18 protein-coding genes and 1 tRNA gene are annotated in these 21,814 nt (G+C 32.5%); 12 read left to right on the top strand and 7 right to left on the bottom strand.

Annotated elements, in window-relative coordinates:
• The first annotated feature begins 30 nt into the window (after window positions 1-30).
• Window positions 31-648 (top strand): TetR family transcriptional regulator, encoded by a 618-nt coding sequence (locus JL193_RS14465; RefSeq protein ID WP_207971464.1) that lies wholly within the window; start codon window positions 31-33, stop codon window positions 646-648.
• Here JL193_RS14465 and JL193_RS17580 read toward each other — a convergent pair.
• From JL193_RS17580 to JL193_RS14440, 6 genes are all read right to left on the bottom strand, one after another.
• Complete coding sequence (locus JL193_RS17580) at window positions 645-896, bottom strand: CBU_0592 family membrane protein (protein WP_437440080.1); 252 nt, start codon at window positions 894-896, stop codon at window positions 645-647. The two genes, JL193_RS14465 and JL193_RS17580, sit on opposite strands and share 4 nt — an antisense overlap.
• A 315-nt stretch (window positions 897-1,211) precedes the next feature.
• Window positions 1,212-2,675, bottom strand: a complete 1,464-nt coding sequence (locus tag JL193_RS14460; protein ID WP_207971463.1) for a glutamate synthase subunit beta — start codon at window positions 2,673-2,675, stop codon at window positions 1,212-1,214.
• A 4-nt stretch (window positions 2,676-2,679) separates the two neighbouring features.
• Complete coding sequence (gene gltB / locus JL193_RS14455; protein ID WP_207971462.1) at window positions 2,680-7,194, bottom strand: glutamate synthase large subunit; 4,515 nt, start codon at window positions 7,192-7,194, stop codon at window positions 2,680-2,682.
• 213 nt (window positions 7,195-7,407) lie between these two features.
• Window positions 7,408-8,649, bottom strand: coding sequence for an ammonium transporter (locus JL193_RS14450; protein ID WP_207971461.1), 1,242 nt, complete (start codon window positions 8,647-8,649; stop codon window positions 7,408-7,410).
• A 21-nt stretch (window positions 8,650-8,670) separates the two neighbouring features.
• Window positions 8,671-9,009 (bottom strand): P-II family nitrogen regulator, encoded by a 339-nt coding sequence (locus tag JL193_RS14445; RefSeq protein WP_207971460.1) that lies wholly within the window; start codon window positions 9,007-9,009, stop codon window positions 8,671-8,673.
• Window positions 9,010-9,036: 27 nt separating this feature from the next.
• On the bottom strand, window positions 9,037-10,026 hold the full coding sequence (locus tag JL193_RS14440) for an outer membrane beta-barrel protein (RefSeq protein ID WP_207971459.1): 990 nt from the start codon (window positions 10,024-10,026) through the stop codon (window positions 9,037-9,039).
• A gap of 365 nt (window positions 10,027-10,391) precedes the next feature.
• Between JL193_RS14440 and JL193_RS14435 the strand changes: the two genes are divergently transcribed.
• The gene (locus tag JL193_RS14435; protein ID WP_207971458.1) at window positions 10,392-11,174 is read left to right on the top strand and encodes a tRNA pseudouridine synthase A; all 783 of its coding nucleotides are present in this window, start codon (window positions 10,392-10,394) and stop codon (window positions 11,172-11,174) included.
• A 186-nt stretch (window positions 11,175-11,360) separates the two neighbouring features.
• Here JL193_RS14435 and JL193_RS14430 read toward each other — a convergent pair whose 3' ends face one another.
• A complete protein-coding gene (locus tag JL193_RS14430; RefSeq protein ID WP_207971457.1) occupies window positions 11,361-12,503 on the bottom strand; it encodes an acyl-CoA dehydrogenase in 1,143 nt (380 codons plus the stop codon).
• Window positions 12,504-12,591: 88 nt separating this feature from the next.
• Here JL193_RS14430 and JL193_RS14425 point away from each other — a divergent pair, with 88 nt between their 5' ends.
• The 10 genes from JL193_RS14425 (at window position 12,592) to JL193_RS14380 (ending at window position 21,798) form a co-directional block, all read left to right on the top strand.
• Window positions 12,592-13,650: an anhydro-N-acetylmuramic acid kinase gene (locus tag JL193_RS14425; protein ID WP_207971456.1), complete on the top strand. Its 1,059-nt coding sequence runs from the start codon at window positions 12,592-12,594 to the stop codon at window positions 13,648-13,650.
• A 185-nt stretch (window positions 13,651-13,835) separates the two neighbouring features.
• The gene (locus JL193_RS14420) at window positions 13,836-15,068 is read left to right on the top strand and encodes a Glu/Leu/Phe/Val dehydrogenase dimerization domain-containing protein (RefSeq protein ID WP_207971455.1); all 1,233 of its coding nucleotides are present in this window, start codon (window positions 13,836-13,838) and stop codon (window positions 15,066-15,068) included.
• A gap of 14 nt (window positions 15,069-15,082) precedes the next feature.
• Window positions 15,083-16,492, top strand: coding sequence for a sodium:proton antiporter NhaD (gene nhaD / locus JL193_RS14415; RefSeq protein ID WP_207971454.1), 1,410 nt, complete (start codon window positions 15,083-15,085; stop codon window positions 16,490-16,492).
• A gap of 141 nt (window positions 16,493-16,633) precedes the next feature.
• Window positions 16,634-17,323: a MotA/TolQ/ExbB proton channel family protein gene (locus JL193_RS14410; protein ID WP_207971453.1), complete on the top strand. Its 690-nt coding sequence runs from the start codon at window positions 16,634-16,636 to the stop codon at window positions 17,321-17,323.
• 33 nt (window positions 17,324-17,356) lie between these two features.
• Window positions 17,357-17,749 (top strand): ExbD/TolR family protein, encoded by a 393-nt coding sequence (locus JL193_RS14405; RefSeq protein ID WP_207973484.1) that lies wholly within the window; start codon window positions 17,357-17,359, stop codon window positions 17,747-17,749.
• Between the two features lie 145 nt (window positions 17,750-17,894).
• On the top strand, window positions 17,895-18,725 hold the full coding sequence (locus JL193_RS14400; protein WP_207971452.1) for an energy transducer TonB: 831 nt from the start codon (window positions 17,895-17,897) through the stop codon (window positions 18,723-18,725).
• A 63-nt stretch (window positions 18,726-18,788) separates the two neighbouring features.
• Window positions 18,789-19,220 carry an adenylyltransferase/cytidyltransferase family protein gene (locus JL193_RS14395; protein ID WP_207971451.1) on the top strand — a complete coding sequence of 144 codons (432 nt, stop codon included), beginning with the start codon at window positions 18,789-18,791 and terminating at the stop codon, window positions 19,218-19,220.
• Window positions 19,221-19,233: 13 nt separating this feature from the next.
• The gene (locus JL193_RS14390) at window positions 19,234-20,442 is read left to right on the top strand and encodes a bifunctional folylpolyglutamate synthase/dihydrofolate synthase (protein WP_207971450.1); all 1,209 of its coding nucleotides are present in this window, start codon (window positions 19,234-19,236) and stop codon (window positions 20,440-20,442) included.
• A gap of 59 nt (window positions 20,443-20,501) precedes the next feature.
• Window positions 20,502-20,579 (top strand) — tRNA-Val (locus JL193_RS14385).
• A gap of 325 nt (window positions 20,580-20,904) precedes the next feature.
• Window positions 20,905-21,798, top strand: a complete 894-nt coding sequence (locus JL193_RS14380; RefSeq protein WP_207970412.1) for an IS982 family transposase — start codon at window positions 20,905-20,907, stop codon at window positions 21,796-21,798.
• The last annotated feature ends 16 nt before the right edge of the window (window positions 21,799-21,814 follow it).

The following is a 21,814-nucleotide window of genomic DNA, read 5'->3' as shown; positions in this document are numbered from 1 at the left end:
AATTTGCTCTATATATAATGTAATATAAATATGGGAAGGAAAAGTTTAAAAAATGTACGGCAAAAAGAAATTATAGAATCTTTTTATACTGTAGCTCAAAGAGAAGGGTTGGAAAATGCTTCTTTAGCGAAAGTTGCTAAAGAAATGGGTGTTAACACTAGTTTAGTACTGCATTATTTTAACTCTAAAGACGATTTAATCTTCGAACTTATCAATTACATCTTAAAGCGCTACAGACAAATTTACCTATCTGCCAGTTCTACAAACAATAAAGGGGAACCCCAAATATTACGCTTGGTTGATAATTTATTTTCAAGAGAATGGAATGCACTTATCGATGATAGTGTTTTTTATAGCTCATTTGCATTGATTTTTAGAAATAAAAAAATTAAAACAGCCTACAGGAAACTTCACGACAATTTAAGGTTATTACTAAGTGAGGTTATTGAAGATGCTAAAAAAAACGGAGAAATTGATGTAGATGATCCTAAAAAAACAGCAGATTTAATATTTATTATTGTCGAAGGTGCTTACTATTACTTATCTTTATATGATCTCGATGAAGATTATATAGAGAAATTAAACGAATATAAACATACAGCTCTAAATTTGCTTCAATTCACTAAAAAAAAACAACTTTCATTTTAGTTTTTCTTAGCCCTTTTCTTTACGATTTGTACGACAGCGAAAAGGCCTATAAACATCCAAACAAGATTTGTAAATAAATTTGGATTGTCTTTTGTGCTATATGCCGAAATTACAAGGCATAAACCGCCTAATATATTCATTAATTGATACGGAATATTGTCTGCTTTCAATTTATTTGTACTTAGTAGAAAATACGAGACAATAAAAAGCGCAGATCCAATCCAACCTATAATTTCAAATACACTCAAATTTTATTAATTTTTAGTTTCGCTGGAAAGATACTTAGAAATTTAAGAAATGTACAGGAGCAGTTCCAAAAATTATGCGTGAATTACAAAAATTTGATTTTTATTACTCAGTTTTGTAAACAAAAAGAAGCTGTCTCAAAAGTATTAAAATTTGTCATTTCTACGCTAACAGAAAAATCTTATTTATTGAATATTAGTATTTTAGACTTTTCAACTTCACTCAAAACGACAGTAAAATTTACTTTTGTGACAGCTTCTTTTATTCGAAAAAGGCATTTAGACTAAACTACACAATATATAATAGTAGTTCTTGAATTACATAGCTACCAAATCTCCAGAAACATCTTTAGATGGTAATTCTGATTTACCCATTAAATAAATATCTACTTGTCTTGCAGCTTCTCTACCTTCGGAGATTGCCCAAACAATTAAAGATTGCCCTCGCCTCATATCACCAGCTGTAAAAATGTTAGAAACATTTGTTTGATATTTTCCATATTCTGCTTTGTAATTCGAACGAGCATCTTTATCTATCCCTAATTGATCTGCTAAAGTGCTTTCTGGACCTGTAAAACCAAGGGCTAATAGTGCCAAATCACATGGCCAAGTTTTTTCTGTACCTTTAATTTCTATTAATTGTGGTCTTTGTCCTGGAACCATTTTCCACTCAACATTTACTGTTTTTAATGCAGTTAATTTTCCATTTTCATCGGTTACAAATTCTTTGGTGTTAATTAACCAATTACGTTCTACACCTTCTTCGTGAGAAGAGGAAGTTTTTAACTGTAAAGGCCAAAAAGGCCAAGGAGTTGTTGGAGAACGGTGTCCAGGAGGTTTTGGCATAATTTCGAAATTAACGACAGACTTTGCTCCTTGCCTGTTTGAAGTTCCAATACAGTCTGAACCTGTGTCTCCACCACCAATTACAATTACATTTTTACCTGTAGCCATCACTTGGTCTTTTACTTCTTTGCCAAATAAAACTTTTGTTTGCTGTGTTAAAAAATCCATTGCTTGTACAACGCCATCTGCATCTATTCCTGGAGTTGGTAAACTTCTTCTTTCTGTTGCACCCCCACATAAAACTACAGCATCGAAACTTTTTAATTTTTCGATATTGTAATTAACGCCTACATTTACATTGGTTTTAAAAGTAATTCCTTCTGCTTCTAAAATAGCAATTCTTCTATCGATAATTTCTTTTTCCATTTTAAAATTCGGAATTCCATATCGTAGTAACCCGCCAACTTCGTCGTCTCTTTCGAAAACCGTAACTGTATGACCCGCTCTGTTTAATTGTTGTGCAGCCGCTAAACCAGCAGGACCAGAGCCTACAATAGCAACTGTTTTTCCAGTTCTTGTTTTTGGAGGCTGTGGCTTAATCCATCCTTCTTTAAAAGCACGTTCTACAATGTTTTTCTCGATATTTTCAATAGATACTGGGTCTTCAATAATACCTAATACACATGATTTTTCGCACGGAGCAGGACATAAACGACCTGTAAATTCAGGAAAATTGTTTGTTGAATGTAGAATCCAAGAAGCTTTTTTCCATTCACCTTGATGTACCATATGATTAAAATCTGGAATTAGATTTCCTAACGGACAGCCACTATGGCAAAAGGGAATACCACAATCCATACAACGTGAACCTTGCTTTGTTAATTCTTTTTCTGAAAGAGGAACTGTAAATTCTTTGTAATGCTTTATACGATCTTTTACAGAAATGTATTTTTCATCTTGTCTTTCAAATTCTTTAAATCCTGTTACTTTTCCCATGACATTATGCTTTTGTTAATTCTTCGAACATTGGTTCTTCTGTTTCTAAACGTTTTAGTGCTTTTTTATATTCTATTGGCATTACTTTTACAAAGTTTTTTAAACTTGTATCCCAATTTGCCAATAAAGTAGCACCTTTTTTACTATTTGTATATAAAACGTGTTTTTCTATGGTTGTTTTTAAGTCTAATGCATCGATGTCTGAAACTTCTTCGAATTCGATGGTTTCTGTATTGCAAAGACCATTTACAAATTTGTTTTCAGGATCATATACATAAGCAATTCCTCCACTCATTCCAGCAGCAAAATTTCTTCCCGTTTTTCCTAAAACAATTACTTTTCCACCAGTCATGTATTCACAACAGTGGTCTCCAACACCTTCTACAACTGTTTTTGCACCCGAATTTCGAACCGCAAAACGTTCTCCTGCGATTCCGTTTATGTAGGCTTCGCCTTCGATAGCTCCAAACAAACAAACATTTCCTACAATGATATTGTTTTCTGCAATAAAATCTGCTTCTGCTGGTTTTTTAACAATTAATTTGGCTCCAGACAATCCTTTTCCTAAATAATCATTTGTATTACCACTTAAAGTAAATGTTAAACCATGTGCCCCAAAAGCTCCAAAACTTTGCCCTGCAGAACCTGTGAAATTAACATTTAATGTATCTTCAGGTAAACCTAAATGCCCATAAATTTTAGAAATTTCGTTACTAACAATTGCTCCAACTGTTCGATCTGTATTTTTTATAGAGTACGAAAGATTCATTTTTTCTTTACGATATAAAGCTCTATGTGAATCTTTTAAAATAGTAAAGTCTAAAACTTCATCTAAATTATGATCTTGCTGTTCTGTGTTTCTTACGGGAAGATGATCGTACCCCATTGGTCTGTGCAAAATACTAGACAAATCTAATCCTTTTGCTTTGTAGTGTTTTATGGCTCTATTCGCATTAATTTTATGCGTTTGCCCCACCATTTCGGCTACAGTTCTAAAACCAAGTTCTGCCATTATTTTTCTTAATTCTTCAGCAATATAATAGAAGAAATTAATAACATGTTCTGGGGTTCCTTTAAAGTTTTTGCGCAACTCTTTATCTTGAGTGGCAATACCAACTGGACAGGTATTTAGGTGGCATTTACGCATCATAATACAACCAGAAGCGACTAAAGGAGCTGTTGCAAAACCAAATTCTTCTGCCCCTAATAAGGCTGCAATTGCAACATCTCTACCGGTTTTTAATTGCCCATCGCATTCTACCACAATTCTACTTCTTAAGTTATTCATCACCAAAGTTTGTTGTGCTTCAGACAAACCAAGCTCCCAAGGCAAACCTGCGTGTTTTAATGATGTTAAAGGAGAAGCTCCAGTACCCCCATCGTAACCAGCAATTAAAACAACATCTGCTTTTGCTTTTGCAACACCAGCAGCAATGGTTCCAACACCAACTTCAGAAACTAATTTTACATTAATTCTCGCTTCACGATTTGCATTTTTTAAATCGTAAATTAATTGAGCTAAATCTTCAATTGAATAAATATCGTGATGTGGAGGAGGAGAAATTAAACCTACAAAAGGCGTTGAGTTTCTTGCATTTGCAATCCAAGGCAACACTTTATAACCAGGTAATTGACCACCTTCACCAGGTTTTGCACCTTGTGCCATTTTAATTTGAATTTCTCTAGCATTCGTTAAATAGTGAGAGGTCACACCAAATCTACCAGAAGCCACTTGTTTTATTGCCGAGTTTCTACTATCTCCATTGATGTCTTTTTGAAAACGTTTTCTATCTTCACCGCCTTCACCAGAATTAGATTTTCCACCAATTCTGTTCATTGCAATGGCTAAATTTTCGTGCGCTTCTCTAGAAATTGATCCATAAGACATGGCACCTGTTTTAAAGCGTTTTACAATTTCTGTCCAGGGTTCTACTTCTTCTAAAGGAATTGGATCTAAATTATCGAACTGAAATAAACCACGAATGGTCATTAAATTTTCGGCTTGCTCGTTAATGGCTTTAGAATACACATCGTAACTTGCTTGATCGCTTAAACGAACCGCTTGTTGTAATTTTGCTACGGTAGTTGGGTTGAATAAATGACGTTCTCCATTTCTTCTCCATCTGTAATCTCCACCAATATTTAAACCTAAATTTTTATCAATTTGATTGTCTGGATATGCTTGTTTGTAACGTTGATCTATTTCTTTTTCAATTTCATATAAACCAATCCCTTCGATTCTTGAAGCTGTGTATGGAAAGTATTTTTCTACAAACTGTGAATTAAAACCAACAATTTCGAAAATTTGAGAACCTCTATACGAATGTAAAGTCGAGATTCCGATTTTGTTCATCACTTTTAAGATTCCTTTTCCAATTGCTTTATTGAAATTATCTACGGCTTTTTGTTCGTCCATACCAACAATAAAGCCTTCTTTTACTTGTGCTCTAATAATTTCGTTTACCATATAAGGGTTGATGGCACTTGCTCCATAACCAAATAAAGTTGCAAAATGATGAGGTTCACGAGGTTCTGCTGACTCTATAATGATATCGAAAAAAGAACGTTTTCTTAAACGATTTAATTGATGGTTTACAAAAGAACACGCTAACAAAGCAGGAATTGGGGCAAATTCTTGATTGACACCTCTGTCTGAAAGAATGATGATGTTATTCTTATTTTCAATTGCTTTTTCAACTTGAATAACAATATTATCTAAAGCATCTTCCAGCCCATTTAATCCTTTTGCTTTTGGATATAAAATATTTATGGTGGTTGCTTTAAAACTTTCAATATTTATACTTCTAATTTTTTCTAAATCGGCATTAGAAATCACAGGGTTTTTAATATTTAATTTTCTACACTGTCTTTCTGTAATGCTAAAAATATTTCTATCTTTTCCTAGGTTTAAACTGATATCTGTTACAATTTCTTCGCGAATACCATCTAAAGGTGGGTTTGTAACCTGTGCAAATAGTTGTTTAAAATAGTTAGAAATTAATTGTGGCCTGTCAGATAAAACTGCCAAAGGAGTATCAATTCCCATAGAACCTAACGCCTCTTTACCAACTTGTGCCATTGGCGTAATTACTTCTTGAATATCTTCAAAAGTATAATTAAACAAACGTTGGCGTGTTTTAATATCTATGGTTTCAATTGGGCAAGTATCTCCAGTATAAGGTACATCTTTTAAATGCAAACGCGTTTTATCTAGCCATTCTTGGTAAGGTCTTTCTAAAACAATTTTTGCTTTTATTTCTTCATCTTCAATAATTCTACCCTCATTCATGTCCACCAAGAACATTTTCCCTGGCTCTAATCTACCGTGTTTTTTTACGTCTTCTGGAGCGATGTTAACCACACCAATTTCAGATGACATAATTAACTTTCCACTTTTTGTAACGGTATATCTTGAAGGTCTTAAACCATTTCTATCGAGTAATGCTCCAATGTAATCTCCGTCTGTAAATGGTACAGATGCTGGGCCGTCCCAAGGTTCCATAATACAACTATTGTATTCGTAAAAAGCTTTACGCTCTTTAGACATTGTTTTGTGTTTTTCCCACGCTTCAGGAATCATCATCATCATAATTTCTGGTAAAGAACGTCCTGTGTGCGTTAGTAATTCTACTACCATATCCATAGAAGCAGAATCTGATTTTCCTGGTAAAATAATTGGGAATAATTCTTCGATTTGTGGCCCAAAAACATCACTTTTCATGATTTCTTCTCGCACACGCATTCTACTTACATTACCACGTAAGGTATTAATTTCTCCATTCTGACACATGTGTCTAAATGGTTGTGCCAACTCCCAAGTTGGCATTGTATTGGTTGAAAAACGTTGGTGCACCAACGCCAAACGAGTAACCAAATCTAATTCTTGGAGGTCTTTATAATACAGCCCAATATCTTCAGGCATAATAATACCTTTATAGATAATAGTGGTTATAGACAAGCTTGAAACGTAAAAATAATGACTTTCGGAAGTTTTAGACTTTCTTATTTTATGTTCTGCTATTTTACGAGCAGCATACAGTTTTGCTTTAAAGGTCGCTTCGTCTAAATCTTCTTCGTTTTTACCAACAAAAATTTGCTCGATATTGGGTTCGGAAGCCAATGCAATTGGTCCTAGTTGGGTAGAATCTACAGGAACATTTCTCCACCCTAGGATAGAAAGCCCCTGTGCTTTTATTTGATTTTCGAAAGTAGATTTACAAAAATTATATTGGTTTTTTGCTTTTGGTAAAAAAACCATTCCAACAGCATATTCTCTTTGTTCAGGAAGCGAGAAATCACAAACTCTTTTAAAATATTTGTGAGGAATATCGATTAATAAACCAGCCCCATCTCCTGTTTTTCCATCAGAACTAACACCTCCTCTATGTTCTAGTTTTACTAGAATTTCTAAAGCATCGTGTATAATTTGATTTGTCTTTTCTCCATTTAAATTACAGATAAATCCTGCACCGCAATTTTCGTGTTCAAATTCGGGTAAATATAAGCCTTGTTTCTCCATATTATAATAAATTATATCTGCTAATTTATATTTTTTATTGAGAAAAAAGTACTGTTTATGAGCTTTTAATATAATTTTTATGATGAAAATAAAAATTCACTAGAAATAATTCAGTAATAATAATTAAATGATATTATATTGTGATATTCATAAAAAAGGGGAAACCTGCAAATTTTAAAAAATTTGCAGGTAAAATAAGGGGTGTTTTATGAGTTAATGTTCGTTTAAACGAAAGTCTGGATATGCATCCATACCATGTTCGTGAGCATCTAAACCTTCTAGTTCTTCTTTTTCGCTAACACGTATTCCTATGGTTTTCTTTAGGGCGAATATAATTATAAACGAAGTTATTAAGCAGAAAACTGCATAACAAGCTACACCAATTAACTGACTTAAGAATTGTGCACCACTAGCTAATTTTCCAAAAATTCCAACAGCTAAGGTTCCCCAAATTCCACAAACTAAGTGAACAGCAATTGCCCCAACAGGGTCGTCTAATTTTAATTTATCGATTAAACTTACAGCAAATACAATTAATGCTCCAGCAATTCCTCCAATTAAAATAGCATCTGTTGGCGACATTTGATCTGCACCCGCAGTAATACCAACTAACCCTCCTAAAATTCCGTTTAGAAACATTGTTAAATCTAAATTTTTATACATAAATGTAGAAACCAGGGCTGCAACCACTCCACCTGCTGCAGCCGCTAAACAAGTTGTTACTAAGGTTAAAGAGGTTAATGTTGGGTCTGCAGATAAAACAGAACCTCCGTTAAAACCAAACCAGCCTAACCAAAGAATTAAAACTCCTGCAGTTGCTAATGGAATGTTGTGACCAGGAATGGCTTGTATTTTTCCGTTTTTAAATTTTCCAATTCTAGAACCCAATAAGCAAACTGCCACTAAGGCAGCCCAACCACCAACAGAGTGCACTAAGGTAGAACCTGCAAAATCGTAAAAAGGAGTTGATAATTGATCTAAAAAGCCACCACCCCATTTCCAAGAACCAGCAATTGGGTAAACGAATCCTACATACAAGATTGTAAAAATCATAAATGGTCCTATTTTCATTCTTTCTGCAACAGCTCCAGAAACAATGGTTGCAGCTGTAGCAGCAAACATTCCTTGGAATAAGAAGTCTGTCCAATAAGTATAACCTTCGTTATAAGCTAAGTCCAATGTTCCTTCTGCTGTTAATGGAGAAGAAAGCCCAAATACGAAGTCTCCTAAATAACCAGATGCATTAGCACCCCAAGTTGGGTACATTAAGTTAAAACCAACGAATGCATACAATAGCAAACCAACTGTAATAATAAAAATGTTCTTAAATAAAATATTAATGGTGTTTTTTTGTCTTGTTAAACCAATTTCTAAAAATGCAAAACCAGTATGCATAAAGAAAACCAGTGCTGTACAGATCATCATCCATACATTATTTGTTGTAAGTAATTCCATAATAAAAAATAGTGTAATAGTTTAGTTTAAAGTTTGTCCTCCTTTTTCTCCAGTTCTAATTCTGTAAGCATCTATAATGTCGCTTACGAAAATTTTTCCATCGCCAACTTCTCCTGTAGAGGCCGCTTCAATTATTGTATTGATCGTAATTTTTTCGAAATTATCATTCACAACAATAGAGATATATCTTCTTTGAATGTCGCTTGTACTATAGCTAATTCCTCTATAAACATGTCCTTCTTGTTCGTTACCTAAACCAGTAACATCCCAATAAGAAAAGAAATTAACCCCTACTTCATGTAGTGCATCTCTTACTGCACTAAATTTCGATTTTCTAATGATTGCTTCTATTTTTTTCATAATTAATAAATATTATTTGTTTGAGTATTAGAATGAGTAAACTGCGGCTAAAGTAACACCAGTCATACTATCTTGAGTTGGAAAACCTGGAATAATCATATCGTCTGAAGAGTCGTATCTAACCTCTGGAATAAGATTTAAGCTTTCTGTTAAAGAAATGTTCCCTGATAACGTAATCGCAGTTACACTTGCATCTCCAGCCCCAGAAGTTGTTTGAAAATATTCTGGCCTTAACCCTAAAGAAAACGTATCGCTAAATGTATTTTGCAAGTATAAAGCAACACCTTGGTAACCAGCATCTGCATCCTTAGAATTAGAATAGGCTGCATTAATTCCTAAATAAAAAGAGTCTGATACATCGAAACCACCTGTATAATCTAGGTATAAAACATCGTTAAAGCCAAACCCATCTGCCCCGTAAGCAAAGTTAAAATACTGCCCTTTATAACCCGTTTGAAACCCTAATTGATAATTTGTACTTGGATTCGCACCTGCTGTAACACCATGAGGATTTGTAACCGCTAACATAAAAGATAAATCTTCTGAAGCTGCATAATCCATTTTTAAACCTGTATGAGAAAATGGCCCTGCGTTAAACAAGTAAGAAACAGAATAATTAAAGTTTCCTGCGGGAGAAATAACTTCATATCCATAAAAAGTATTAAACTGACCTAAAGTAAAAGTAATTTTTTCTGATGCTTTATAGTATGCATATAATTGATTAATTGCGCCTTCATACGCATTCGCTGCATTCGCTCTTGGCCCATAAGCTAAATCTGCAACCACCCCAGCTTTTCCTTTTTCATAAGAAAAAATAGTATTTGCCATTCCTAAACCAAATCCATTTGCGGCACCACTACCTCCATACAACACACCAACACTTCCTAATGAATTGTCTTTAAGGTTACTTGTGTAGTAAGTATCAACCGTTCCACTAACTGTAAATGTACCTTTTTCTTCTTGTGCAGTAGCTACTAAACTTGTAGTTACTAATAAAGTTAAAATGATTTTTTTCATAATAGTTGTTCTTTTTAATTGTTAGTTGTCTTTAAATTTTATTGAACGGGTCAAATGTATATAAAAGTATTTTAATTTTAGGGGTGTGATTTTTAAAAATGATGTATTTTTATTTTATACCCTCAAAAAAATAGGGGTAATTTTAATAAAAATGTATTTTTACAATTTTAAAGGCTATTAAAAAGAAGGTGTAAACATAAAACAAACTTTAAAATTGCGATATCAATAAAAATGCACTTTTTGAAAAAAAAGTTTATTTTCTTTTGTTTTTGATGAAGAAAAAATGAAGATTTTAAAATTTTGAAGATAAAACTTCAGCAATCGGGGTTTGCGATTTAAATTTAGTTTTATTGTATTTTTGAAAGATGAAATATTCTTTTTCTTATATAATTAAACTTCAATTTTTAGGATTCCGATTTTCTGGTTGGCAAAAGCAGGCAAATGCCAAAACATTACATGATATGGTCGATAAAACCATTTCTTTTGTAATTAAAAAAGGAACTTACAAAACCATTGGAGTAGGAAGAACAGATGCAAAAGTATCTGCAAACTCTTACTATTTACAACTTTTTACGTTTGAAGAAATTAAAGAAAATGAATTCTTAAAGTCTTTAAATGCTAACTTTTCTGGAGACTTTAGAGCGCTTTCTATAAACAAGGTAGAAAGAAGTTACAATATTATAAATGCTCCAAAAACAAAAGAATACCATTATTACTTTGCTTTTGGCGGTAAAAGCCATCCTTTTTCTGCACCTTTTATGGTTTCTTTAAAAGAAGATTTAGACATTAAAATAATGATAAAAGCCGCAAAACTATTTGAAGGCGAGCATTATTTTCATAAATATTGCACCAAACCATCTAAAAATACAATTCTAAAAAGAACCATCACTTCTTGTGAAATTGTTGAAAATGATATTTTAACAGCTAATTTTTTTCCTGAAAAGAGCTACGTTTTAAAAATAAAAGGAAAAGGTTTTTTAAGATATCAAATTCGCCTGATAATGGCAACTTTGTTCGAAGTGGGGAAAGGAAACCTCGATTTAAATTTTATTAAAACTTCTTTAAAACCAGATAACGACAGAATGTTTATGAGAAATATAGCACCTGCGTCTGGTTTGCAATTATTTGATATCGAATTAGAAAATTAATAGCAAAATAAGGTTGCGCAAAGGATTGTTGCATTTGTTTGAGCTCTTTTTTTATTTTTCATAAAAAAAGCGAACACCTTTTGACTTCACTCAAGATAAACTCCAGGCCCAGTCTGAAAGGTTGCGCCCTAAAAAAAATCCACCTTTTAAAAAGATGGATTTCTATACCTTATATAATGAGCTATTTTACCCTTTGATAACACCTCTCGAAATTACAATTTTTTGAATTTCTGATGTTCCTTCGTAAATCTGTGTAATTTTTGCATCGCGCATTAAACGCTCTACATGATATTCTTTTACAAAACCATTTCCACCGTGAATTTGCACAGCTTCTACAGTTTGTTCCATGGCAACTTTCGATGCGTATAATTTCGCCATTGCAGAAGACATATCGTAATTGTTCCCTTGATCTTTGTCCCAAGCAGCTTTCATAACCAACATTCTAGCAGCTTCAATTTCTGTGTACATATCTGCTAATTTAAAGGCAATTGCTTGATGATTACAAATTTCTGTACCAAAAGCTTTGCGTTCTTTAGAATATTTTAAAGCCAATTCATAAGCGCCAGCAGCAATACCTAAAGCTTGTGCAGCAATACCAATTCTACCCCCAGAAAGTGTTTTCATGGCGAATTTAAAACCAAAACCATCTTCACCAATTCTATTTTCTTTGGGCACTTTTACATCATTAAACTGCAAGGTATGTGTGTCTGAGCCACGAATTCCTAATTTATCTTCTTTGGGACCAATATGAAAACCTTCTGTTCCTTTTTCAACAATAAAAGCATTAATTCCTCTGTGCCCTTTTGCCTTATCTGTTTGCGCAATTACTAAATATACATCTGCTCGTCCACCACTTGTAATCCAGTTTTTTGTTCCGTTAATCACATAATGGTCGCCTTTATCTTCTGCAGTTGTTGCTTGCGAAGTTGCATCTGAACCTGCTTCTGGCTCACTTAAACAAAATGCCCCCACAAATTCTCCTGTGGCTAATTTGGTTAAATATTTTTGTTTTTGCGCTTCACTTCCGTAAGCTTCTAAACCATAACAAACTAAAGAATTGTTAACAGAAACAATTACAGATGCAGAAGCGTCTATTTTAGACAATTCTTCCATAATTAAAACGTAAGAAATGGCATCCATTCCACTTCCTCCATATTTTGGATCTACCATAATTCCCAAAAAACCCAAATCGCCCATTTTTTTCACCAATTCTTGTGGAAATTCTTGTTTATTATCTCTTTCAATAACTCCTGGTAGCAATTCGGTTTGCGCAAAGCCTCTTGCAGCATCGCGAATCATCATATGTTCTTCTGTTAAGCTAAAATTCATAGTAAGTATTGTTATATTCGTAATTTAAGAGTGTAAAGATATCGATTTCGTAACATATTTTCAATAGACTTTTATTATTTTTACAGATATGAATAAAAAGAAGGTTTTTTCAATAGGAGTAATGTCTGGAACGTCTTTAGATGGAGTAGATTTGGTGTATGCAAATTTTGAAAAAAGTAGTTATTCTAATTTCGAGATTTTGCATGCAACAACCATTCCGTATTCGCTAGAATGGAAACAGTTATTGCAAAATGCAATGGATCTTTCTAATAAAGAGTTAAAAGATTTAGATGTTGTTTACGGAAAGTATTTAGGCAAAATCATCAATCATTTCATCTTAAATTTTAAAATTAAAAACATCGATTTTATAGCTTCACATGGACATACAATTTTACATCAACCCCAAAAAGGAATTACGCTACAAATTGGTTTTGGCAAAGAAATTGCAAAAATTACACAGCAAAAGGTAATTTGCGATTTTAGAACCCAAGATGTAAAATTAGGAGGGCAAGGAGCGCCTTTGGTACCAATTGGAGATAAATTGTTGTTTGGCGAGTATGATTTTTGCCTGAATTTAGGAGGTTTTTCTAATATTTCTTTTGATAAAGATGGCGAAAGAATTGCGTACGATATTTGTCCGGTAAACATTGTACTAAATTTTTACGCAAATAAAATCGGTTTAGAATACGATGCCTTTGGAAAAATAGCATCTAAAGGAAAAATAAATGATCCGTTGTTAGAAAAATTGAATTCTTTAGAGTTTTACAAAAAAGAGCCCCCAAAATCTTTAGGATTGGAATGGGTACAACAAGAAATATTTCCCTTAATTGAGCGTTTTGAAAAAGATGTTTCTTCGATATTAAGAACTTTTGTAGCACATATTGCCATTCAAATAAGTAAAGTTATTGCGGGCAACCAGTCAGTTTTAGTTACTGGAGGTGGTGTTTTTAATTCATTTTTAATGAAACAAATTGAAAAACATTCAAATGTTAAAATTAAAGAAAATAACAAGAAAATTATCAACTATAAAGAAGCCTTAATTTTTGCTTTTTTAGGCTTATTAAAGCTTGATAATCAAGTTAATTGTTTAAAATCGGTAACTGGTGCCGAAAAAAATCATTCTTCGGGTGTTATTTTTACACCATAGTTTTTGGTTTAAAAAATTTAAAGAATCATTTTTTTACATTAAGTTTGTAGGTAACAGTGTTAATAAATAATAATTCTAAAAAAATATAAGTATGAATCAGCTTTAACTTCAATAAAATTGAACAATATTGTAAAAATTGCATTTGAAAGTTCGTTAAAAACAAGTTGAGAATTTATAAAAATAGAATGAAAGAATTATTAAAAAGATACGAAAATAAGCAGCCAGAAATTGTTTTTCATTGGAAAGACCAAGAAACAGAAGCAGAAGGCTGGACCGTTATAAACTCTTTAAGAGGAGGTGCTGCAGGTGGTGGCACAAGAATGAGAAAAGGCTTAGACCAAAACGAAGTAATGTCTTTGGCAAAAACGATGGAGGTGAAATTTACAGTCTCTGGCCCAGCAATTGGTGGCGCAAAATCGGGCATTAACTTCGACCCAAACGACCCAAGAAAAAGAGGCGTTTTAGAACGTTGGTATAAAGCTGTAACTCCGCTTTTAAAACATTATTATGGAACTGGAGGAGATTTAAATGTAGATGCAGATAAAGATGTAATTCCAATTACAGAAGATTGTGGTGTTTGGCATCCGCAAGAAGGTATTTTTAATGGGCACTTTAAACCATCTGAAGCCGATAAAATAAACCGAATTGGCCAATTACGTATGGGAGTTATTAAGGTAATTGAAGACGAACAATTTTCGCCAGATATCACTAGAAAATATACAGTTGCAGACATGTTAACAGGGTATGGAGTTGCAGAAGCTGTAAAACATTACTACGATATTTATGGCGGAAACATTAAAGGAAAACGTGCCATTGTACAAGGTTTTGGAAATGTAGGTTCTGCTGCGGCTTATTATTTAACTCAATTAGGTGCAAAAGTAGTAGGAATTATAGATCGACAGGGTGGAGTTATTAACGAAAAAGGATTCACTAAAAATGAAATGACAGAATTGTTTCTTTCGAAAAACGGAAATCAATTATCAACAAAAAACATGATTCCTTTTGAAGAAATAAATGAAAAAATTTGGAGCTTACCAGCAGAAATTTTTGTTCCTGCAGCCGCTTCGAGATTGGTTTCTCAAAATCAAGTACAACAAATGATAAATACAGGTTTAGAAGTAATTTCTCCAGGAGCAAATGTACCTTTTGCAGACAAAGAAATTTTCTTTGGTCCCATTATGGAATATACAGATAATCACTTAAGTTTGTTGCCAGATTTTATCTCGAACTGTGGTATTGCCAGAGTTTTTGCTTACTTAATGGAAGCAAGAGTAACATTACCAATGCAAGACAAAGCTATTTTTAAAGACACTTCGAATGTTATAAAAAAAGCATTGCAAAAGACATTTAAAAAGAGTGCATCAAAAACAAATATATGCTCAACAGCATTCGAAATAGCATTAAAACAATTAATATAAATTAAACTAAAAGTATGGAATCAGTAATTATAATTATATTCGTAATGGGGTATTTAGCCATTACACTAGAGCACAATATAAAATTAGACAAACTAATACCGGCCTTAATTATGATGGCTGTTTGTTGGGCTTTAGTTGCACTTGGCGTAGATAATTTTACAAATTGGTTCGATTCCAGTCAGCATTCTTTAGTAGAAGGTTTTGGCACTATGCTACATGAAGATAAGTTACATTTAGTCGAAGAAACCTTGTTGCATCATTTAGGAAAAACTGCAGAGATATTGGTTTTCCTCTTAGGTGCCATGACAATTGTAGAAATTATAGATTATTTCGACGGCTTTTCAACAATTAAAAGCTTTATTAAAACAAAGAAAAAGACAAAAATTTTATGGATTTTTTCGATCTTAGCTTTTATTTTATCTGCAATTATAGACAATTTAACAGCAACCATTGTATTGATTTCTATTCTTCAGAAAATTGTTAAAAATAGAGAAGAAAGAATTTGGTTTGCAGGTTTAATTATTATTGCCGCAAACGCAGGTGGGGCTTGGTCGCCAATTGGAGATGTTACCACAACAATGCTTTGGATTGGTAAAAAAGTAACTACTTTAAAATTAATAGAATATCTATTAATACCATCTTTATTATGTATGGTTGTTCCTGCATTTATCGCTTCTTTTTTACCCGCTTTTAAAGGAGAAATAGATTTTGAAGAAGAAAATGACAAACCCAAAAGCCCACATAGTGGAAGAATGTTATATTTAGGCTTAGGAGCCATTGTTTTTGTACCTATTTTTAAAACAATTACACATTTACCACCTTATGTTGGTATGATGTTGTCTTTAGCAGTTGTTGCTACTTTTGCAGAAATTTATAGTAACTCTAAATTCTCTATTTCTAGTATCGAAGGAGAAGAAGCAGAAGAACATGCAATGGGTGCACACCACAGTCCTGTACATGCATCATTATCTAAAATTGAAATGCCTAGTATTTTATTTTTCTTAGGAATTTTAATGGCAGTTGCTGCATTAGAATCATTAGGAATTTTATTCAATTTTGCATCAACCCTACAAGAAACTGTACCAATGATGGGAACAGAAATGCACGCTGCAGGAACAGCTGGAGTATCTGATTTGGTAGTAATGCTGTTAGGTGTTGGCTCTGCAGTAATCGATAACGTACCATTAGTTGCTGCCAGTTTAGGAATGTTTTCGGAACCAATAGACAACGAATTATGGCACTTTATTGCATTTTCTGCAGGAACAGGAGGCTCTATGTTAATTATAGGTTCTGCTGCAGGAGTGGTAGCCATGGGAATGGAAAAAATAGATTTTTTCTGGTATTTAAAAAAAATATCTTGGTTGGCGTTAATTGGTTTTGTGGTAGGTTCTGCTACATTTATGATTACAAGAACATTATTTTAATTAAAGAAAAATAAACTAAAAAATGTCATTTCATCTTTTTTCTTTGAAATGACATTTTTTATGCAACATAAATTGATTTGGCAAAACAAAACAATTTTAAAAAAGATTTCTCGTTAATATAAAGAACATAAAAAAAGATTCATGATTTTACTTTTTCAAGAAAATACAGAGCTGTTAGAAGAAGCCGTTTCCGAAGAAAAAACATTATCTATCTATAAATTAATTATGGATGGTGGTTTAGGAGGCCAAATAATAATTGCAATCCTTTTTGTGCTATTAGCAATCGCTATTTATATTTATTTCGAACGATTTTTTGCAATTAAAGCCGCTTCTAAAGTAGATAAAAATTTTATGAACCAAATTAGAGATTATGTTTCTAACGGCAAATTAGAATCTGCAGATGCATTGTGCAAAAGTAAAAATACACCAACTGCACGTTTAATAGAAAAAGGAATTTCGAGAATAGGAAAACCTCTAGAAGACATCAATACAGCCATAGAAACCGCTGGTAAATTAGAAATATATCAGCTCGAAAAAAATGTAAGTGTTTTGGCAACAATTGCCGGAGCAGCACCTATGATTGGGTTTTTAGGCACCGTAATTGGAATGATTGTTGCAATTCACGAAATTGCAAATGCTGGCGGACAAATCGATATTAAAATGCTTTCAGACGGATTATATACAGCCATGACAACCACAGTTGCAGGTTTAATTGTTGGTATTATTGCATACATTACATACAATCATTTAGTCGTTAGAACAGATAAAGTAGTGTATCAAATGGAAGCAAAATCTGTAGAATTTTTAGACTTGCTAAACGAACCAGTATAACAAGGGGTTTAAACCCCTTGTCAAATGAAACTTATGAATTTACGCGGAAGAAATAAAGTAGATCCAACATTCAATATGTCGTCCATGACAGATATTGTTTTTTTATTGTTAATCTTTTTTATGTTAACATCTACTTTGGTAACCGTAAGCGCAATTGATGTTTTGTTACCAAAAGCTGGCGGAAAGACAGAAAACAGTAAATCTGTAGCCATTTCTATTACAAATAAATCGATATTTTATATCGATAAAACAAAAGTAGATGCATCTAATTTAGAAAGCGAAATCTTAAAAAGCGTTGGAACCGATAAAAAGAAAACCATTGTAATTAGAGGAGATAAAGACGTACCTTATAAAAATGTAATGAAAGTAATTGATATTGCAAATAAGAACAAATTAAAAATGATTTTAGCTGTAAAAGGGAAATAATTTTTTTGGGCGTTTTAACGGGCTTTACACTATATCTTTTTGCTCAAAAAGGCAAAAAGGATGTCGTTTCAATCCCTAACGCAAAATGCTTGTTTAAAAAAAAAGGTATCATTCAAAATATGACAATAATTCTTTACAAAAGAAAATGAAAATATTAGAAACAAAACATAAACGAAAATCGGCATTAATAACAGCAATAATTTTAATGTTATTAGTGTTTGCTATTTTTAATTATGGAATGCAATATTTAGATCCGCCAGAAGAATATGGGTTGTCCATAAATTTTGGCGATTCGAATGTTGGTATGGGAGAACCTGTGATAAACTCAAAAAAAACAGCTCCAAAAGTTGTCGAAAAAAAAGAAGAAGTAGTCGAAGAGGTAAAAGAAACTCCCAAAGAAATTATCAAAGAAGAAATTATTACAGAAGATACTACAGAAGATGTACCAGTAGTTGAAAAAATAAAAGAAAAAAAGAAAGAAACAGTAAAAGAAGTTGTTAAAAAAGAAGTAAAACCAAAAGAAAAACCAAAGCCTAAACCCTCGAAAGAAAATCAAGATGCTTTAAATAAATTATTAAACGGAAACTCTTCAGACGGAGAACCTAAAGGAGAAGGAGATGACAAGGTTGAAGGCGTAAAAGGAAAAAAAGCTGGAGACCCAACATCTTCTAAATACTATGGAAATACAGGAAGTGGTTCTGGCGGAAATTATAATTTAGCCGGAAGAAAAGCATTGTCTAAACCCAAACAACAACCAGATTGTCAAGAAGAAGGTATAGTTGTGGTAAGAATCACAGTAAATAAAAACGGCGAAGTAATTCGTGCAATTCCAGGGGTAAAAGGCTCTACAAATACAGCACCTTGCTTATTAAAACCCGCAAAAGAAGCCGCCCTTAAAACAAAATGGAACGCAGATACTAAAGCGCCTTCAAAACAAACAGGAACAATTATTTATAAGTTTTCTTTGTCTAAATAACATTTAATTTGGTTATTTTTAACCGTTATAAATGTTTAAGACACTCTTAAAAATCATTAAAACATGAAAATAGGAATTACTTTTAGCGCCTTCGATTTACTACATGCAGGCCATATTACAATGTTAGAAGACGCAAAACGCCAGTGCGATTATTTAATTTGCGGATTACAAACAGACCCAACAATAGATCGACCAGAAAAAAACAGACCCGTTCAATCTGTAGTAGAACGCTATATACAATTAAAAGGATGTAAATTTGTAGATGAAATAGTACCTTATGCTACAGAGCAAGATTTAGAAGATGTTTTACGTTCTTTTAAGATTGATGTAAGAATTATTGGCGAAGAATATGCAAGTAAACAATTTACAGGTAGAAAATATTGTGAAGAGAAAGGAATAGATTTGTATTTCAATAAAAGAGAACACCGTTTTTCAAGTACTTCGTTACGCAAAGAAGTTCAGGAAAAAGAAAATTTGAAAAAGAAAGACAAATAATTGTTTTTTTTGTATGACTTACAAACAAACTTTAGATTGGATGTTTGCACAACTTCCAATGTATCAAAGAGAGGGTAAAACAGCTTTCAAAAAAGACTTAACCAATATTTTAGCATTTTCTGAAATACTAAATTTTCCAGAAAAAAAGTTTAAAACCATTCATGTTGGCGGTACAAATGGCAAAGGTTCTACAAGCCATATGCTGGCTTCTATTTTACAAGAAGCAGGGTATAAAGTAGGTTTATACACCTCTCCTCATTTAAAAAATTTTACAGAGAGAATCCGAATAAATGGTAAAGAAATTCCAAAACGAAAAGTCTCTTCTTTTATCAATAAAAACAAAGCTTTTTTAGAAAAACAAAAACTATCTTTTTTTGAAATGACAGTCGGAATGGCATTTGATTATTTTGCCAATGAAAAAGTAGATATTGCTGTTATTGAAGTAGGTTTAGGCGGAAGGTTAGATTCTACAAATATCATTGCACCAGAAGTGTCTGTAATTACAAATATCGGTTTGGACCATACGCAGTTTTTAGGCGAAACATTGCCAGAAATAGCTTTTGAAAAAGCAGGAATTATTAAAAAAAATATTCCTGTTGTAATTGGTGAAGCGCAAAAAGAAGTAAAACAAGTATTTCTTAAAAAAGCAAAAGAAACAAATTCTAAAATTATTTTTGCCTCTAAAAACAAAGAAGTCTATAAAACAGATTTGTTAGGCGATTATCAACAAAAAAACACAAAAACAGCAGTTGCTGCGCTTCAATATTTAAAGGAATTTAAAATTTCTGAAGAAAACATCAAAACCGGACTGCTAAATGTTGTAAAAAACACCAATTTAAAAGGAAGATGGCAAGTTCTTCAAGAAAATCCAAGAGTAATTTGTGATACAGCCCATAATAAAGAGGGTTTACAAATTGTTTTAAATCAACTTCAAAAAGAAAAACATAAAAAAATGCATATTGTTTTAGGAGTTGTTTCTGATAAAAAATTAGAAGAAATATTTCCTTTATTTCCGAAAGATGCAATTTATTATTTTTGTAAACCAGATATCCCAAGAGGGCTTTCAGAAAACGTTTTGCAAGAAAAAGCCAAAGATTTTAATTTATTCGGAAAAAAATATTCATCCGTAAAATTAGCTTTTAAAAAAGCATTACTAAATGCAAATCAAGAAGATACAATTTATATTGGAGGAAGTACATTTGTCGTTGCAGAAATAATTTAAAATAAATGTCTTTTTTATTTTGGAGATATTAAATTCTGTATTATATTTGCACCCGCTAAGGGCAATTAGCTCAGTTGGTTCAGAGCACCTCGTTTACACCGAGGGGGTCGGGGGTTCGAATCCCTCATTGCCCACCAAAGTAAAATCCTTCACAGATGTGAGGGATTTTTTTTGCCCAATACTTTCTTTCGTAAACTGGATCAAGTGGATCAAGGAGGATCAAGTCCAAAAGTTGTGTTTACGCAAATATTGTTGTTAATTTAAAAAGAAAGAACTCTACTTTTACACGAATCATTTTTTTATCTGCTAAAAAGTAAATACAGGTTTTGGAATAAATTATAGTTTAAAAATTTGTATTAACCTGAGTTCGATTAAAATTTAGGCATTTTTTTCTAGTAAAAAAGATAGATTTTCAGTAAATTAAAGTATTGAATTTCAATTTATTAATCTAAAAATCTATCTATGATAATCTACTCTAAAATTACTGAAATTTTCTGTCTTGTTGATGAATTTTGTAAAGAATATGACCAAATAGTCAGTAAACACCTTTTAGGCAATCCATCAAAACGTCCCAGTGTTATGTCAAATAGCGAGGTAATTACCATTACCATTTTGTTTCAGCTTAGTGGTTTTAGGACCTTTAAACACTTTTACGTGTATTACTTGCAAAAGCATATGCAAGATGATTTCCCAGCTACAGTTTCATACAATAGATTTACAGAACTCATGCAGCAAAACCTCATGCCAATGACTTTATTTTTAAAGACATGTTGTTTAGGTAATTCTACGGGTATTTCTTTTGTAGATTCTACACCTGTTAGAGTTTGCAGCCCCAAACGAATTAAGAATAATAAAGTATTTAAAGGCATTGCAACCACTGGAAAATCCACTATAGGATGGTTCCATGGCTTTAAATTGCATATCGTTATAAATGATAAAGGTGAAATCCTAAACTTCTGCATAACCCAAGCTAATGTTGATGATAGAACGCCATTAAAAAAGAAGTCTTTTTTAGATAAAATTTATGGTAAGTTATATGCGGACAAAGGTTATGTTGGAAAAGATTTAATGCAGTTACTTTTTGCTGATGGATTGCATTTAATTACTCATATTAAAAACAATATGAAGAATTCTTTAATGACAATGAGTGATAAAATTTTACTGCGTAAACGCTCTGTTATTGAAACCGTAAATGACGAACTCAAAAATATTTGTCAAATTGAACATTCTAGACATAGAAGTTTTACTAATTTCTTGTCAAACATAATCGCAGGTCTTATTGCATATAGCTTTTTACCAAAAAAACCTGCTATAAAATATCAGACTGTAAAGTCTAATCAGTTGACAATTTATTAATCGAACTCAGGTTATT

Source organism: Polaribacter batillariae (assembly GCF_017498485.1).
GTDB lineage: Bacteria > Bacteroidota > Bacteroidia > Flavobacteriales > Flavobacteriaceae > Polaribacter > Polaribacter batillariae.
The sequence above is the reverse complement of the archived record's forward strand: the minus strand, read 5'-3'. Positions and strand labels throughout refer to the sequence as shown.